At 63.7% G+C, this 16,076-nt stretch carries 14 protein-coding genes and 1 pseudogene; 5 read left to right on the top strand and 10 right to left on the bottom strand.

Annotated features, from left to right (window positions below):
* The 4 genes from hrpB to nhaA all read left to right on the top strand — a co-directional run.
* Positions 1-1,808: ATP-dependent helicase HrpB (gene hrpB / locus EN932_RS12835; RefSeq protein WP_128368859.1), on the top strand; the 1,808-nt coding region annotated here is incomplete at its 5' end.
* 26 nt (positions 1,809-1,834) lie between these two features.
* Complete coding sequence (locus EN932_RS12840) at positions 1,835-3,166, top strand: ActS/PrrB/RegB family redox-sensitive histidine kinase (RefSeq protein ID WP_013528073.1); 1,332 nt, start codon at positions 1,835-1,837, stop codon at positions 3,164-3,166.
* Between the two features lie 85 nt (positions 3,167-3,251).
* Entirely contained in the window at positions 3,252-3,815 is a 564-nt protein-coding gene (locus tag EN932_RS12845; RefSeq protein ID WP_013528072.1) for an ActR/PrrA/RegA family redox response regulator transcription factor, read from the top strand.
* 62 nt (positions 3,816-3,877) lie between these two features.
* Positions 3,878-5,086 carry a Na+/H+ antiporter NhaA gene (nhaA, locus tag EN932_RS12850; RefSeq protein WP_063169902.1) on the top strand — a complete coding sequence of 403 codons (1,209 nt, stop codon included), beginning with the start codon at positions 3,878-3,880 and terminating at the stop codon, positions 5,084-5,086.
* A gap of 14 nt (positions 5,087-5,100) precedes the next feature.
* Here the strand turns inward: nhaA and EN932_RS12855 are convergent, their stop codons facing one another.
* From EN932_RS12855 to cueR, 4 genes and pseudogenes are all read right to left on the bottom strand, one after another.
* Positions 5,101-5,601 (bottom strand): MmcB family DNA repair protein, encoded by a 501-nt coding sequence (locus EN932_RS12855; RefSeq protein ID WP_050596417.1) that lies wholly within the window; start codon positions 5,599-5,601, stop codon positions 5,101-5,103.
* 91 nt (positions 5,602-5,692) lie between these two features.
* On the bottom strand, positions 5,693-5,953 hold the full coding sequence (locus EN932_RS12860) for a hypothetical protein (protein WP_127219059.1): 261 nt from the start codon (positions 5,951-5,953) through the stop codon (positions 5,693-5,695).
* A gap of 941 nt (positions 5,954-6,894) precedes the next feature.
* Positions 6,895-7,253: pseudogene (locus tag EN932_RS12870) on the bottom strand (OsmC family protein).
* A 58-nt stretch (positions 7,254-7,311) separates the two neighbouring features.
* A complete protein-coding gene (cueR, locus tag EN932_RS12875; RefSeq protein WP_127368587.1) occupies positions 7,312-7,734 on the bottom strand; it encodes a Cu(I)-responsive transcriptional regulator in 423 nt (140 codons plus the stop codon).
* 226 nt (positions 7,735-7,960) lie between these two features.
* Here cueR and EN932_RS12880 point away from each other — a divergent pair, with 226 nt between their 5' ends.
* Positions 7,961-8,578, top strand: coding sequence for a L,D-transpeptidase (locus tag EN932_RS12880; RefSeq protein ID WP_013528066.1), 618 nt, complete (start codon positions 7,961-7,963; stop codon positions 8,576-8,578).
* A gap of 111 nt (positions 8,579-8,689) precedes the next feature.
* On the opposite strand, the gene EN932_RS12885 is transcribed toward EN932_RS12880, so the two are convergent.
* From EN932_RS12885 to EN932_RS12910, 6 genes are all read right to left on the bottom strand, one after another.
* Positions 8,690-9,016, bottom strand: coding sequence for an NIPSNAP family protein (locus tag EN932_RS12885; RefSeq protein WP_064992973.1), 327 nt, complete (start codon positions 9,014-9,016; stop codon positions 8,690-8,692).
* A 77-nt stretch (positions 9,017-9,093) separates the two neighbouring features.
* Positions 9,094-9,663, bottom strand: coding sequence for a NifU family protein (locus tag EN932_RS12890; RefSeq protein WP_013528064.1), 570 nt, complete (start codon positions 9,661-9,663; stop codon positions 9,094-9,096).
* 189 nt (positions 9,664-9,852) lie between these two features.
* Positions 9,853-10,344 (bottom strand): universal stress protein, encoded by a 492-nt coding sequence (locus EN932_RS12895; protein ID WP_013528063.1) that lies wholly within the window; start codon positions 10,342-10,344, stop codon positions 9,853-9,855.
* Positions 10,345-10,436: 92 nt separating this feature from the next.
* Positions 10,437-11,504: a tryptophan--tRNA ligase gene (gene trpS, locus EN932_RS12900; protein ID WP_013528062.1), complete on the bottom strand. Its 1,068-nt coding sequence runs from the start codon at positions 11,502-11,504 to the stop codon at positions 10,437-10,439.
* Between the two features lie 171 nt (positions 11,505-11,675).
* Entirely contained in the window at positions 11,676-13,283 is a 1,608-nt protein-coding gene (murJ, locus tag EN932_RS12905) for a murein biosynthesis integral membrane protein MurJ (protein ID WP_024501802.1), read from the bottom strand.
* 46 nt (positions 13,284-13,329) lie between these two features.
* Positions 13,330-16,076 (bottom strand): [protein-PII] uridylyltransferase (locus EN932_RS12910; protein ID WP_245483275.1); only part of this gene is annotated, 2,747 nt, incomplete at its 5' end.

Raw genomic sequence — 16,076 nt, forward strand, 5'->3', positions numbered from 1 at the left:
GCAGCGTCCTTGCCTTCCTGCCCGGCCAGCGCGAGATCGAGCGCACCGCCGAACGGCTGGCCGGCAAGGTCGGCACCGATACCGACATCGTCCCGCTCTACGGCATGCTGGACGGCAAGGCGCAGGACGCGGCGATCAAGCCGGCAACATCGGGCCGCCGCAAGGTGGTGCTGGCCACCTCGATAGCCGAAACCTCGATCACCATCGACGGCGTGCGCGTCGTCATCGATTCCGGCCTGTCGCGGCTGCCGCGCTATGAGCCGGCCAGTGGCTTGACCCGACTGGAGACCGTGCGTGTCAGCAAGGCTTCCGCCGACCAGCGCGCCGGCCGTGCCGGGCGCACGCAGCCAGGCGTCGCCATCCGGCTGTGGCGGGCCGAGCAAACGGCTGCACTTCCTGCTTTCACGCCGCCGGAAATCCTTGAGGCCGATCTGTCCGGACTGCTGCTCGATTGTGCTGCCTTCGGCGTTGCCGATCCGTCAGCGCTTGCTTTTCTCGATCCGCCGCCTGTTCCGGCCCTCAATGAGGCAAGGGGGCTACTGCGCGCGCTGGATGCCATCGACCACACGGGGCGCCTGACGGAGGCGGGTGCAGCGATGCGCAAGCTCGCTCTGCCGGTGCGGTTGGCGCATATGGTTGCCGAGGCATCCCGGAGCGGCCATGCCTTCGAGGCGGCAATGTTCGCCGTGCTCCTCACCGAACGCGGCCTCGGTGGCGACGGCGCCGATCTGGAGCGGCGGCTGATGCGTTTTCGCGGGGAAAGATCTCCGCGCGCTACCGCCGCCAAGCAACTCGCCGAAAGGCTGGCAAGGCAGGCTGGCGGGGCGAAGGGCAGCGAAGCTGCGGCGGGCGGTCCCCTGCTCGTGCACGCCTGGCCGGATCGGGTGGCGAAGGCGCGTGGCGAGCGTGGCCGTTTCGTGCTGGCCAACGGCTCCGGCGCCATGCTCGACGCCGCCGATCCGCTGGCGGGCGAGCCGTTTCTGGTCGTCGCCGACCTGCAGGGCAAGGCACAGAATGCGCGCATCACGGCGGCAGCGGCGATCGGCGAGGACGATGTCCGTGTCGCGTTGGCGGACAGGATCGAGGCGCGCCGTGAAACGAGCTTCGATCGGGACAAGCGCGCCGTGCGTGTACGTGAAACCGTGCGCCTTGGCGCCATCACGCTCGCCGAGCGCATGCTGCCGCCGCCAACGGGGGCCGACGCCGACCGCGCCGTCCTCGATGCCGTGCGCCAGCACGGGCTGTCGCTGCTGACCTGGAGCAAGGAGGCGCAAACGCTGCGCCAGCGGCTTGGCTGGCTGCATCGCGGCCTGGGCGCGCCATGGCCCGATATGGCGGATGACGCGCTCGTCGAGCGCCTCGACGACTGGCTGCTGCCTTACCTCGCCGGCGCGGCATCGTTTGCCGCCATCGATGCAGGTGTTGTCTCGGCCGGACTGGCCAGCCTCGTGCCGCATGATCTGCAGCGCAGGATCGATACGCTGGCGCCAACCCATTTCGACGCTCCGTCCGGCAGCCATGTGCCTATCCGCTATGACAGCGAATGGCCGGTGCTGGCGGTTCGCGTGCAGGAACTGTTCGGGCTCGACCGGCATCCCGCCATCGCCAATGGCACTGTGCCGCTGACGCTCGAACTCCTGTCGCCGGCGCACCGGCCGATCCAGACGACGCGCGACCTGCCCGGCTTCTGGCGCGGCTCCTGGGCCGACGTACGCGCCGACATGCGCGGCCGCTATCCCAAGCATGTCTGGCCGGAAAACCCGCTGCTCGCCGCCGCCACCGCCCGGGCCAAGCCGCGCGGGACCTAGCCTTTGGAGCTTCGCGGCTGTAATTCATGGCCATGATCAACGTTTTGCGTTCGCCCGATTTCCAGCAGAGCCAGAGACTGCGCCTCAACACGCTAATCCGGTTGCGATGGCTTGCCATTGTCGGTCAGAGCCTGGCGGTGCTCGTCGTCGCCTATGGGCTGAAGTTTCCGCTGCCGGTCAGCCTCTGCTTTGCCCTGATCGCCTGTTCGGCCTGGATGAACCTGTTTCTCGCCTTTCGCTTTCCGGCGGCGCACCGGCTCACGCCGCTTGCGGCCTTCGGCATCCTCATCTTCGACAGCCTGCAGCTTGCCGGCCTGCTCTACATGACCGGCGGCCTCACCAATCCGTTCTCGCTGCTGATGACCGTGCCTGTCGTCATTTCGGCGACATCGCTGCCCCTGCGCCTGACTGCCATCCTCGGCGGGCTGGTCATGTCGGCGGCGACCTTTCTGGTCTTTGTCCATCTGCCGCTGCCCTGGCATGAGGATGCGCCGCTGGCCATGCCTTTTCTCTATGTCGCCGGCATGTGGATGGCGGTGCTGTCCTCGATCGCCTTCACCGCCATATATGCCTTCCGGGTGGCCGCCGAAGCCCGGCTTCTGGCCAATGCGCTCGCCGCAACAGAGCTGGTGCTGCAGCGCGAGCAGCACCTTTCGGCGCTCGACGGGCTGGCCGCCGCGGCCGCGCACGAGCTCGGCACGCCGCTCGCCACCATCGCGCTTGTCGCCAAGGAGATGGAAAAGGCGCTCGGCAAGGATCCGAAATACGGGGAAGACGTGACGCTGTTGCGTTCGCAGAGCGAGCGTTGCCGCGAGATTCTCAAGCGGCTGACCAGCCTGTCCTCGGAGGGTGAGGCGCATCTTTCGCGGCTGCCATTGACATCGCTGGTCGAGGAGGTCACCGCGCCGCACCGGGACTTCGGCATCTCGATCAAGCTTCGGCCCGGCGAACGCATCGGCCCCGAGCCGGTCGGGCAGCGCAATCCGGGCGTCATCTACGGCCTCGGCAACCTGGTCGAGAACGCGGTCGATTTCGCCCGCAAAAGCGTCACCGTGCGCTGGAGCTGGGACGAGGCCACCGTCACCTTCTCGATCGTCGATGACGGCCCCGGTTTTCCGGCCGAGATCATCGACCGCATCGGCGAGCCCTATATGTCGACGCGCCAGGGCAATGAAACCGGCGGTGGTCTGGGCCTCGGCCTGTTCATCGCCAAGACCCTGCTCGAACGCTCTGGTGCCGTGCTCGATTTCCGCAATTCGAGTGGCCTGGGCGAGGGCGCCATGGTCCAGATATCGTGGCCGCGTGGTGTGTTCCTCAATCCGGAAATCACTTCGGCCAGCATGTTCGACACTGCCTGAGAGCCTTGAAGGACCTCTAAAAATTGGACAAGGAGGCTCAGGAACTATATTTGCGTAAAATTAAGGCAGCAGGAATTTTGAGACTATGACAGGCGACGAGAATATTGGCGCAATGGTTGAAGGCGAGGACACCTCGCTGCTTGTCGTCGATGACGACAAGCCGTTCCTTACGCGTCTGGCCCGCGCTATGGAAGCCAGGGGCTTCGTGGTCGAGACGGCCGAGAGCGTCGAGGAGGCGGTTGCCAAGGCGCGCGCCAATCCACCCGCCTACGCCGTGGTCGACATGCGGCTCGGCGACGGCAACGGCCTCGACGTGGTCGCGGCCATCCGCGAAAAGCGCGAGGATTCCCGCACCATCATCCTGACCGGCTATGGCAACATCGCCACCGCGGTGACCGCGGTGAAGCTCGGTGCGGTCGATTATCTCTCCAAGCCCGCCGACGCCGATGATATCTTCGCCGCACTCACCCGCACCGCCGGCGAGCGCGCGGCGCCGCCGGAAAACCCGATGTCGGCCGACCGCGTCCGATGGGAGCATATCCAGCGCGTCTATGAGATGTGCGAGCGCAACGTCTCCGAGACAGCGCGCCGGCTCAACATGCACCGTCGCACCTTGCAGCGCATACTGGCAAAGCGCGCGCCGCGTTAAGGCCACCGTTTGCCATCTTGCCGATTGAAACCCGCCGAAACAGGCGGCATGACGGAGGCGACATGCAGGATCTGAAGCAGCGGCCGATTTCCGTCTTCCGCGAATTTCTCGATAGCGAAGCGGCCGGCGGCATCATCCTGATGGCGGCGGCGGCACTTGCGTTGATCGTCGCCAACTCGCCGCTCGCCGAAACCTATTTCTCCGTGCTCCACGCCTATCTCGGCCCGCTCAGCGTCTCGCACTGGGTCAATGACGGGCTGATGGCGGTGTTCTTCCTGCTCGTCGGGCTGGAGATCAAGCGCGAGATGCTGGACGGCCAGCTCTCCACCTGGCCTCGGCGCGTGCTGCCCGGCATCGCCGCCGCCGGCGGCATGCTGGTTCCGGCACTCGTCTATGTCGCCGTCAACCGCAACAATGCGGCCGCCCTGTCCGGCTGGGCGATCCCGACCGCCACCGACATAGCTTTTGCGCTCGGCGTGCTGTCGCTGCTCGGCAGCCGCGTGCCGGCTTCGCTGAAGGTGTTCCTCACAGCATTGGCCATCATCGACGACCTCGGTGCCGTCATCATCATCGCCATCTTCTACACCAGCGGCTTGTCGCTGGCTTATCTGGGTGCCGCCTTCGCAATCATTGCCGCGCTTGTCGTGCTCAACCGCATGCGGGTGATGACGCTTGTGCCCTATCTCGTTCTGGGCGTCGTCCTGTGGGTTCTGGTGCTGAAATCTGGCGTCCATGCAACGCTTGCCGGCGTGGCGCTGGCGCTGACCATCCCGCTTGAGCGCTCCGCCGGGATCGGTCACGATCTGGACCGTTCGCCGCTGCACCGGCTCGAGCACGGCCTGCACAAGATTGTGGCTTTCGTCGTCATCCCGATCTTCGGCTTTGCCAATGCCGGCGTTTCGCTCGCCGGCCTGAGCTTTGGCGCGCTGATCGAGCCGTTGACGCTGGGTGTCGCCGCCGGCCTGGTGGTCGGCAAGCTGGTCGGCGTGTTCGGCTCCTCGGCACTTGCCATCAGGCTCGGTCTTGCCGACCTACCCGCCAATGCCGGCTGGACGCACATGATCGGCATATCGCTGCTGTGCGGCATCGGCTTCACCATGAGCCTGTTCATCGGCCTACTCGCCTTCGCCGGCGACGTGGCGCTGCAGGACGCGGTCAAGGTCGGCATCCTCGCCGGCTCCTTCATCGCCGCCATCCTGGGCGCTGCCGTGCTGCTCATGGCGTCCGCTAGGGGTGGCGTGGAGGACGGCGAAGAGGAGAGCCGGCCATAGACTGAAGGACGCCGCTACTCGCTCTCACCCTCCAGCGCCGGCACCGACACGCCGGCAAGCTCCGCCGCCAGCAGCCGCGAAGCGCCGGCCCGCGCGATCCGCAGCATCAGCGCCTTGCGCGTTGCCGCTGCCATGCGGTGCTCGGGCGCATCGCGCAGGATCTCGGCGCCATAGCCGTCGGAAAGGATGAAGCCGCATTCGTGCGGGAAGATCTCCGAGGGTACGCCGGGATGGGTGGCGAAGAAGAAGCGGTCGGAATGCAGCCGGTAGTCGGGCCATTTGCGGTCGACCCTGAAATCCTCGATCGAGGATTTGATCTCGATGATCCAGATATCGCCCTGCCGGGTCAAAGCGACGAGGTCGGCACGGCGGCCGGTGGCCAGCGACAGTTCGGGCAAGACATGCGCGCCCATATCCATGAGCAGCCGCTGCACACCGCGCCGCACCAGCATGGCGCGTTCGGACTGGCGACCGTCGATGAGAGGGTTGATTGGGATGGGCGAGATGATCGGCATGCCAGGCACCATGCCAGATTCTGTTCACGGTTTGAACCTGTTTTATGCAGGCGATTGTATATTCGATATACCCGGATATACCCAAAAGAAGTCAGGCATTGATCCTTGAAAGATTGAGCTTGTGGTGCACACCATCGTTCTCATGGGGACGGGCGGCACAAAATTGAACAGCACTGATGGTGAACAACTGTGGGCCTTTGACCTTGATGCTCTGCGCAAGGCTTTCAGAAAGTCCGTTCAGGAGCATAAAGTCACCACGGCTGATTGGGCGGAGCACGCCAAGCAGTTCCTGGAAAAACAGAGAGATCGTCAGCGCAAATCGACTTGATATGCTGCGCCGGTCAATTTCCATTTGGTAACTTTAAGATAGCAGCGAAAAAGTCTTTGCGCGTCACCAACCAAAGTCAGATGCAACCGCTTTAGTTCCGCGAATGCCGAATGGCATAAGCAGGGAGACGTCACTTCGACACTTTCGTGAAGTGCGCACCCCATCTGCGGGTGATGCATCGCTTTATGTAAATTAGCTAAAGCGAATATAAGAGAAAAGTGATATTTTGGAAGCAGCCGGGGCACCCCCCAATACACCCCGCTCCGGTCAGGCCCGGTGGCGGTCCACCCAAAGGAAGGCTACCGGGCCGATCCCTGCAACCAACCGGTGACCCGCTCGTTGATCCCATGCCGGGTTGATCCCCCGGCACTCCAGGACCTGCCCGCTGCCGAGGGGCGGCGGGCCTTTTTTGCCGATTGATTGAAGCCCGCAGCGATAGCGAAGGCGCCGGCGGGCGCCGGGACCTTCGCGTTGCTGGTCTCGTCAGAAGTGGATCCAGAAGGATCTGCGGAAACATCTGCGGCGCCAATAGCCATTGCGCCAATAGCGACGGCAGACCCGCCTCCACCCGCGTCGGCGACGGCGGCGGTGCCATCTGCGGTGCCGCACCAACTCGACGCCATCCTGGACACCGGGACCATCCGGGTCGAGAATATCGTCGGACGGTTTGTCGAGCTCGTCGAGAATGCCGGGCCCCGTATTCGGGATGCCGGCCAAGGCGGTGGCAGGACGCGCGATTGCGACGACGGTCGCAGCCCCTGCCAGCCCAAGCATTCCAGTCAGAAACAATCGCCGATCCATGCCAACCTCCATCGTTGATCATTGCGACAAGGGAAGACATAGAGCGGCTGATTGACGCGCCCAGATGCCGAAGAAAATTGGGTCAATCGCTCTGCCGTGCCGGCGGCGGGCCTTTTTTGGCGATCTCTGACAATCCACGCGGCCAATGCGCCTGTTCCCGGGGATCATTCCTCCGACAAGCCGGCCGCCGTTGCGGCCGTTTCAATGCTCACCGGCACGCCCTGGCGCAGGGAGTTGCTGACCGTGTTGACGAGGTCGCGAGCAAAGGCTTGCCTTCGAGGTTCAGCGTCACGGTCACGGCGATCTTGTCGAGCGTTACGCCCATTTCCTCGGCGACGTAGCGAAGATCGTTGCAGAAGCAGCCGCCGATCGCCAGGGCAAGCAACTGGCCGCCATTGAAGCCCAGGCCCATGCCGCCGGCCTTGCCTTCGGGCCGGTCGACGATGATCGTGTGGCCGCCGGCCCAGCCCATGGCGGCTCGCGTGTCCTCCACATTGCGCAGTTCGACGGTCATCGAGACCATTGCGGATGTCCTCCCGGCAGGAGTCGACCAGGCTTCGGGCGTCGTCGACATACGGTCATTATGCAGGCGCAGAGGCGCCCTTGTCGCTGGGCAATGCCGCGCCCGCCATGTCATCAAGGATCGGACAATCCGGCCTTTCGTCGCCGTGACAGGCATGAATCAGTTTCTGCAGCGTCGAGCGCATCGACTGCAACTCGCGCACTTTCTCCTCGATCGCCGTGACATGGGCGGCGGCGATTTCGCGCACGTTTTGGCTGGCGCGGCTGCGATCCTGGTAAAGCGCCATCAGCTGGCGGCAATCGTCGATGGAAAAGCCGAGATTGCGCGCGCGGCGCAGGAAGGCCAGCCGATGGATGTCGTCTCCGGAATAATCGCGGTAGCCGTTGGCGGCGCGTGCCGGGGCGATCAGGCCGATCTCTTCATAGTAACGGATGGTCTTGGCCGACAGGCCGGAGCGGTGGGCGGCGTCACCGACATTCATGACGGTTCTCCTCGATTTCTAGGAACCCATGGAGCAGGCCCCTTGAATTTGCTTCACAATCCTGTGAGTCCTGTTGCCAAAATGCCATAGTGATACGCTTACCGGTACGTCAAGGCAGGCATATAGGCATCGCGCGCTTGGCAAGCAAAGCAAATGCCAGCATGAATGATGATGAGAGAGCGGCCGACTCGTGCCGCCGAGTTTGGGCGGGGCACCGGATCACCTGATGCGCATGAAGTCGTTTGCAATCATCGCCGCACTGGCGCTCTCCACTGCTATCGCCGGTTGCAGCACCATCGGCTCGCAGATCTTCTCCAACGACTACGGCGCGGTCACCGACGCCGGTTATCAGCTGCCGCGCATCCCGATCGAGAAAGTGCCGATGAAGTACCATCGGCAGGAAGTGAACTACGATAGCCCGGAAAAGCCGGGCACGATCATCGTCGATACGCAGAACAAGTTCCTTTATTTCATCGAGGGCGACGGAAGGGCCATTCGCTACGGCATCGGCGTCGGCCGCGAGGGCTTCGAGTGGCATGGCACCGCCCACATTGCGCTCAAGCGCGAATGGCCGACCTGGACGCCGCCGAGGCAGATGATCCAGCGCCAGCCGGAATTGGAAAAGTTTGCCGGCGGCATGGAGCCGGGCCTGAAGAACCCGCTCGGCGCGCGCGCCATGTACCTGTTCAACAAGGGCGGTGATTCAGGCTATCGCCTGCATGGCAGCCCCGAATGGAATTCGATCGGCAAGGCGATGTCGTCTGGCTGCATCCGGCTGATGAATCAGGATATCATCGACCTCTATGACCGCGCCTCGGTCGGCGCCAAGGTCATCGTTCTCTAGAGGCAGTTTTCGTACGCGGACCGTCTAGGCAACAACGGACGTCCCAAGCAGAAAACCGGGCAATTCGGCCCGGTTTTTTGTTGTTTGCGCGATGCGACGCCTGTTCGGCGGTCAGGACACCGCCGAGAACGCGGTGGGAACTAAAATTTGGTTGATGATTGTCTCGGTGATCTGGCCATCACGCTCGGAGTCTTCCCGCGCCTGCGTCCAGGCAGGGTCCTTCACGAACGCCGTCCAACGCTCTTCGCGTTCGGCCAGCGATTCCCATGCCAGCATGTAGGTCAGTTCGTTGTTCGAAGCTCCGATCAGCGTGGTAAAGAAACCCGCTTGGCGGATACCGTGCTTATCCCATAATTTGAGCGTGATCTTGTCGAAGCGATCAAGAAGCGCCGGCAAGCGTCCCGGCAAAGCCCGGTAAACCCGAAGTTCGTAGATCATTTTGGAGTTCCTTCTGACCGATGCGCCGGAAGAAATCGGACCAGATGGTCAGCAGGGTAGAATTATCAAAACGGGCGTCAGGAGACCTGCTCGACCTGCTGCACTTCCGGCACGAAATGGCGCAGAAGGTTCTGGATGCCGTGCTTCAGCGTCGCCGTCGATGACGGGCAGCCGGCGCAGGCACCCTTCATGTGCAGGAACACCGTGCCATTCTCGAAGCCGCGGAAGGTGATGTCGCCGCCATCCTGGGCGACCGCCGGGCGCACCCGCGTGTCGAGCAGCTCCTTGATGGTGATGACCAGCTCCTCGTCGGCCTTGTCGTAGAACTCACCGGTCTGGCTGGTCTCGGCGGCCGGGCCAGCCTTGGCCATGACGGGCGCGCCGGACATGAAATGCTCCATGATGGCGCCGAGGATCGCCGGCTTCAAATGCTGCCAGTCGGGGCCATCCTTGGTCACGGTGATGAAGTCATAGCCGAAGAAAACGCCGGTGACGCCAGGAATTTCGAACAGCCGGCCGGCCAGCGGCGAGGCGACGGCGGCGCTGTCGGCATCGCGGAAATCGGCGGTGCCTTCCACAAGCACTTCCTTGCCGGGCAGGAATTTCAGCGTCGCCGGGTTTGGCGTCGATTCGGTCTGGATGAACATGGCCGTCTCCGTGCCCGTTTGGGCATCTAGTTTGGAACAATTCTAAATAGGCTCAATTGGCTGGACATTCAAGCGAAACGCATCGCCGGAATGGCTGGCTGGCGGAATGTTTTTTACGCGCCCCTGGGACGTGCCCGAAGGTGTGTTGAGATTCAGGTCAGGCCGGCATCACCTGAAAATCAGCACACCTCAGGCCAGGCTGTCTATTTCCTCGTCCGAAAGGTTCTGCGGCACGACAGTCACCGGGATCGGGAAGGCGGCACCCTTGCCGGCCACGGCGCCGACCAGCGGTCCCGGGCCTTCCTTGCCCGCACCGGCGGCCAGCACCAGGATGGCGATGTCCTGGTCTTCCTCGATCAATTTGTGAATCTCTTCCGTCGGCTTGCCTTCGCGGACCACCATCTCGGGCTCGATGCCGAGCTTCTGGCGCACCTTGTTGGCATAGCTGTCGAGTGCGGCGCGCGCCGTGGCGTTGGCTTCCTCGCGCATGATCTTCTCGACACCCAGCCAATGCTGGAAGTCGTCCGGCACGATGACATAGAGCAGCACCAGCGTGCCGCTGGTGCTCTGCGCCCGTTTCGAGGCATAGGCGACGGCACGCTCGCATTCCGGCGTGTCGTCGATGATCGTCAGGAATTTCCTGCGATGGCCGGCTTCGCGGCTGAGGCGTTTGGAGACCATGTCTATCTACTCGGTGTCTTGCGGCGCAATCTGCCACTGCGGCGGACCGGCGGCAAGCCGCCGGCCTTGTGCCAGTGCACCCAATGTCGCGATCAGCCCTGCAGCAGGCCGATAATGTCGCGCACCGTCTTCATCGTCGCTTCGGCCAGCACGCCGGCGCGCTCGCCGCCGTCCTTAAGCACCGCGTCGACATAGGCGCGGTCATCCGAAATGCGGCGCATCTCGCTGGCGATCGGCGCCAGTTTTTCCACAGCAAGATCGGCCAAGGCCGGCTTGAACACGGAAAACTGCTGGCCGGCGAATTGCTTGAGCACATCCGCCTTCGACATCTCGGCGAGACCCGCATAGATGCCGACCAGGTTTTCTGCCTCGGGCCGGCCGGCCAGGCCATCCAGCTCGCTCGGCAACGCTTCCGGATCGGTCTTGGCCTTGCGGATCTTCTTCGAGATGTCATCGGCGTCGTCGGTCAGGTTGATGCGCGACAGATCAGACGGGTCCGATTTGGACATCTTCTTGGAGCCGTCGCGCAGCGACATGATGCGCGCCGCCGGCCCGCCGATGACCGGCTCGGTCAGCGGGAAATAGCCGTTCACGGTCTCTTCGCCGACCTGCATCTCGACGCCGACGCCGAGCGCTGCGATACGGTCGGAGAAGTCGTTGTTGAATTTCTGCGCGATGTCGCGGGTGAGCTCCAGATGCTGTTTCTGGTCCTCACCGACAGGGACGTGGGTGGCACGGTAGAGCAGGATGTCGGCAGCCATCAGCGAGGGATAGGCGAGCAGGCCGAGCGAGGCATTCTCGCGGTCCTTGCCGGCCTTGTCCTTGAACTGCGTCATGCGGTTCATCCAGCCGATGCGCGCCACGCAATTGAAGATCCAGGCAAGCTCCGCGTGCTGCATGACCCGTGACTGGTTGAAGACGATGTGCTTCTTCGGATCGATGCCCGAGGCCAGGAACGCAGCGGTGATAGACCGCGTCTGGTCGGCCAGGTCTTCATAGACGAGTTGGGCTGTCAGCGAATGCAGGTCGACGACGCAATAGATGCAATCGGAGGTGTCCTGCAGGGCAACGAATTTCTTGATGGCGCCGAGATAATTGCCGAGGTGCAGATTGCCGGTCGGCTGGACACCGGAAAAGACGAGTGGCTTGAAGGCGGTCATGATTGTCCTCATGGCTTGTGGAGGGCCGTATAAGCGTGATTCCGAAAAGTTGCAGACTTTTCGGAGCCAATCACGCGGCTGGAAACCGCGCGCGGCGAAAGTCTTGCGACGGGCGCGCTTATGGACGAAGACGGCGCTGCGATCAAGACGGCGCTGCGAGCGTGTCGTGCGCTACTCGTCAAGTTCGGTCTTTGCGATCGGTGGCGCCGACTTGCCAGATCCCCGCTTGACGTTGCGACGGATCATGCCGAAATCGGCGCCGCCGGTGGCAAACGCCGTGATGAAGTACAGCAGCGCCCCACCCGCAACCAGCGACAGCAGCGTCGTCGCCTTGACCACCAGCGGCGAGCCGGGCCCGAGCCTGACGGCGAACCAATGCTCGGCAAAATAGAGCGCTGCCCCCATCACGATAGCCGACAGCACCAGACGTGGAATGCGCTTCATCAGCGGCACGTCGCGGCCCCAGTGGCCGCGCCGGATCAGGACGCCGAGCAGCATCACCGCGTTGACCCAGCCGGCGACGGCTGAGGCCACCGCGATGCCGGGTGCGCCCATCCGTGGAAACAGCGTCAGCGCCGTGGTGACGTTCACCGCCACCGAGATGGCGGCAAAGATCATCGGAGTACGCGTGTCCTCTCGGGCGAAATAGCCCGGCGTGAATGCCTTGATCAGCACGAAGGCCGGGAGGCCGAGGCCGAAGATCGCCAGGATCGCCGCCACCGTTGGCGTCGAGCCGTTGGCGGCGAACGCGCCGCGCTCATAGACCAGCCGTACGATCGGCTCCGACATCACCCAGAGTGCGGCGGCTGCCGGCAGCGTCAGGAACAGTGTGAACTCGACCGAGCGGTTTTGCAGATTGGCCGCCTCGATCAGATTGCCCGACTTCAGCGCGCGCGACAGTTCGGGCAACAGTACGATGGCGACCGCGACACCGACCACGCCGAGCGGCAACTGGTAGATGCGGTCGGCATAGGCGAGCGAGGAGACCGCGCTGTTCTGCGCCGAGGCGATCGCCGTGCCGATCAGCTGGTTGATCTGTGTGATGCCGCCGGTGATGGCCGCCGGCAGCGCCAGGATCAGCAGCCGCTTGACCGCGGGCGTCATTTTGGGACGGCGAAAGCCGATCGAGATGCCGGCATGGCGCACTGCCACCCAGACGATCGCCAGCTGCACCAGTCCGGCGGCAAGCACGCCCCAGGACAGCCCGTAGCCGACTGTGAGGGCATCCGAGCCCTTGTACCAGGCATAGGCGAGCACGCCGATCAGGATGATGTTGAGGAACACCGGCGCCACGGCGGCGGCGAAATAGCGGCGCAGCGAATTCAGCATGCCCGCCATCATCGCGCCCAGCGACATGCAGATCAGATAAGGGAACATGATCGTCGCCAGCGTCACCGTGGTGTCGAACTTCCCCGGCGTGCCGGCAAAACCCGGCGCCACCAGATAGCGCACGATCAGCGGCATCGACAGTTCCATGATGATGGTCAGCGCCAGCAGCGCCGTGAACAGCACGCCGAACACTTCCTCGGAAAAGCGCTTGGCGCCTTCGGTGCCGTGGGTCTCGATCTCCTTGGCGAACAGCGGCACGAAGGCGGCGTTGAAGGCACCCTCGGCAAACAGCCGGCGAAAGGTGTTGGGAAACTGGAAGGCGGCGTTGAAGGCATCGGCGACCGGTCCGGTGCCGAGTGCGGCGGCCATCAGCATCTCGCGGCCGAAACCGAGCGCGCGGCTCATCAGCGTGCCGGAAGCGACCGTTGCGAATTTCTTGACGAGGCTCATGCTTTTGGGAACTGCCTGCGGAATTGGGACAAAGTGATGGTCGTTGTCACTCGGCCGCCGCCCTGGACTTGCCGCCGCGTTCGGGCACGATGCCTTCGAGCGTTGCCATCAGCCGATTGCGGATGGTGGCGATGCGGGCCGGGCTATCTATCTTCTGGCCAGTGAGATCGGTGACATAGAAAGTGTCGATGACCTTTTCGCCGAAGGTGGTGATGTGGGCCGATGCGATGTCAAGCGACAGGTCGGAAAGCGTTCCGGTGATCTCCGACAGCAGCCCAGGCCGGTCGAGGCCCTCGACCTCGATGACCGAAAAACGATTCGACAGCGTGTTGCGGATTTCGGCACGCGGCGGGATCTTGAACACCTTGGAGCCGCGCCGCGGCTTGGTGCGCTTCTCGATCATTTCCGGCAGCCAGCTCTTGCCCGACAGCACGTCCTCGATCAGCCGGCCGACACGCTCGGCACGCCGGCGCTCGTCCTCGTCGCGGTCGAATTCTCTGCTGATCAGGATCGTGTCGAGCGCACGGCCGTCCGACGTCGTGAAGATCTGCGCGTCGACAATGTTGCCGCCGGCCCCGGCGCACGCCCCGGCGATGACCGAGAGCAGGCGGGGGTGGTCCTGCGCCAGCACGGTGATTTCGGTCACCGCCTCGAACTGGTGGGTCTTGACCATGGTGGCAAGCTTGTTGCCTGACGCGTCAGCCTCACGAATGAATTCGGCATGGCGCAGCTGGTCTGCGAGATCGACGGTCAAAAGGTAATTCTCGTAGTGCTGGCCGACATAGCGCTTGCGGGCCTTGTCCGGCCAGTCGGCAAGCGCCTCGGCCAGACGCTCGCGCGCCGCCGCCGTGCGTTGCGCGCGCGACACTTCCGAAAACCCGCCGGTCAACAGCAATTCGGTCTCGTAGTAGAGCGTGCGCAGCAACTGGCCCTTCCAGCCGTTCCAGACACCCGGTCCGACGCCCCTGATGTCGCAGACGGTGAGGATCAAAAGCAGCTTCAGCCGCTCGACCGACTGCACGATCGCGGCGAAATCCTCGATGGTCTTGCGGTCGTTGAGATCGCGGGTCTGGGCTGTCATCGACATCACGAGATGGTTCTCGACCAGCCAGGCAACGGTCTCGGTATCGGCAGGCGACAGCCCCATATGCGGACAGATGCGGCGTGCGATCCTGGCCCCCGCCTCGGAATGATCCTCCGGCCTCCCCTTGGCGATGTCGTGCAGCAGTACGGCGACATAGAGCGCCTCGCGGCTCTTCTTCAGCCCCGGCATCAGCGTGTGCGACAGGGGATGGACCTTTTCGCCGTCGCCGCGTTCGATCTCGGCCAGCACGCCGATGCAGCGGATCAGATGCTCGTCCACCGTGTAGTGGTGGTACATCGAGAACTGCATCATGGCGACGATCTTGCCGAAATCCGGGATCAGCCTGCCGAGCAGCCCGGCCTCGTTCATGCGGCGCAGATTGAGTTCGGCATTGCGATCCGAGGTCAATATGTCGAGGAACAGCCGGTTGGCCTCCTCGTCGCGCCGCAGCGACTTGTTGACCAGGCCGAGCGAACGGGTCAGCAGCTTCAGCGCATCGGGGTGGAATTCCAGACCGTGCTTGTCGGCGAACCAGAACAGCCTGAGCAGATTGACCGGATCGCGCTCGAACACCTGGTCGTCGGCGATGTTGATGCGGTGGTTGTCGACAATGAAGTCCGACGTGCCGGCCAGCTTGCGCTTGCGCCGCGAGAAAGTCAGGAAGATGCGGTTGAAGCCCGGCACGTGCTTGGCCTGCTCCTCCTCGAGCGCGGCACAGAAGATGCGGGTCAGGTCGCCGACGTCCTTGGCAACGAGGAAGTAGTGCTTCATGAAGCGCTCGACCGCGGACAGGCCGGGGTGCGTGGTGTAGCCGAGCCGTTCGGCGATCTCGCGCTGGATGTCGAAATGCAGCCGCTCCTCGGCCTTGCCGGTGAGGAAATGCATGTGACAGCGTACCGCCCACAGGAAATCCTCGGCCTTCTGGAACTCGCGGTACTCGCCCTCGGTGAAGACGCCTTTATCGACCAGTTCCTCGCCGGTGCGCACCCGGTAGAAATATTTGCCGATCCAGAACAGCGTCTGCAGATCGCGCAGGCCACCCTTGCCGTCCTTGACGTTGGGCTCGACCAGATAGCGGCTTTCGCCGGCCTTGGCATGGCGGTCATCGCGTTCGGCAAGCTTGGCCTGGACATATTCGGGGCCGGTCGTGCGCACCACCTCATGGTCGAAGCGCAGCATCAGTTCATCATAGAGCTTTTCCTCGCCCCACAGGAAACGTGCTTCGAGGATCGAGGTGCGGATGGTGACATCGGTGCGCGACAGGCGCAGGCATTCGTCGATATTGCGTGTGGCGTGGCCGACCTTCAGCCCCAGGTCCCACAGCATGTAGAGCATGTATTCGACTGTCTGTTCGCCCCACGGCGTCTGCTTGTAAGGCAGCAGGAACAACAGGTCGATGTCGGACCCCGGCGCCAGCGTTCCACGGCCGTAGCCGCCGACAGCGACGACGGCCATGCGCTCCGCGGAGGACGGGTTCTTGACCCGGTAGACATGGGTGACGGCGAAATCGTAAAGCGCCCGGATGATCTCGTCCATGAGATGCGACAGCCGCGCCGCGCAGGCGCTGCCGCCGCCATCGTCCCTCAGCATGCGTTCGGCAATGGCGCGCCCGTCCGCCAGTCGTCCCTTGAGCAGCTGGAGCACACCATTGCGCGCAGCCTGCCCTGAGCCGTCGCCCGCCGTGGCCGCGGTCAGCGCGGTCATCTCGC

This window comes from Mesorhizobium sp. M7A.F.Ca.US.002.01.1.1, from assembly GCF_004022955.1.
Classification (GTDB): Bacteria; Pseudomonadota; Alphaproteobacteria; order Rhizobiales; family Rhizobiaceae; genus Mesorhizobium; species Mesorhizobium ciceri.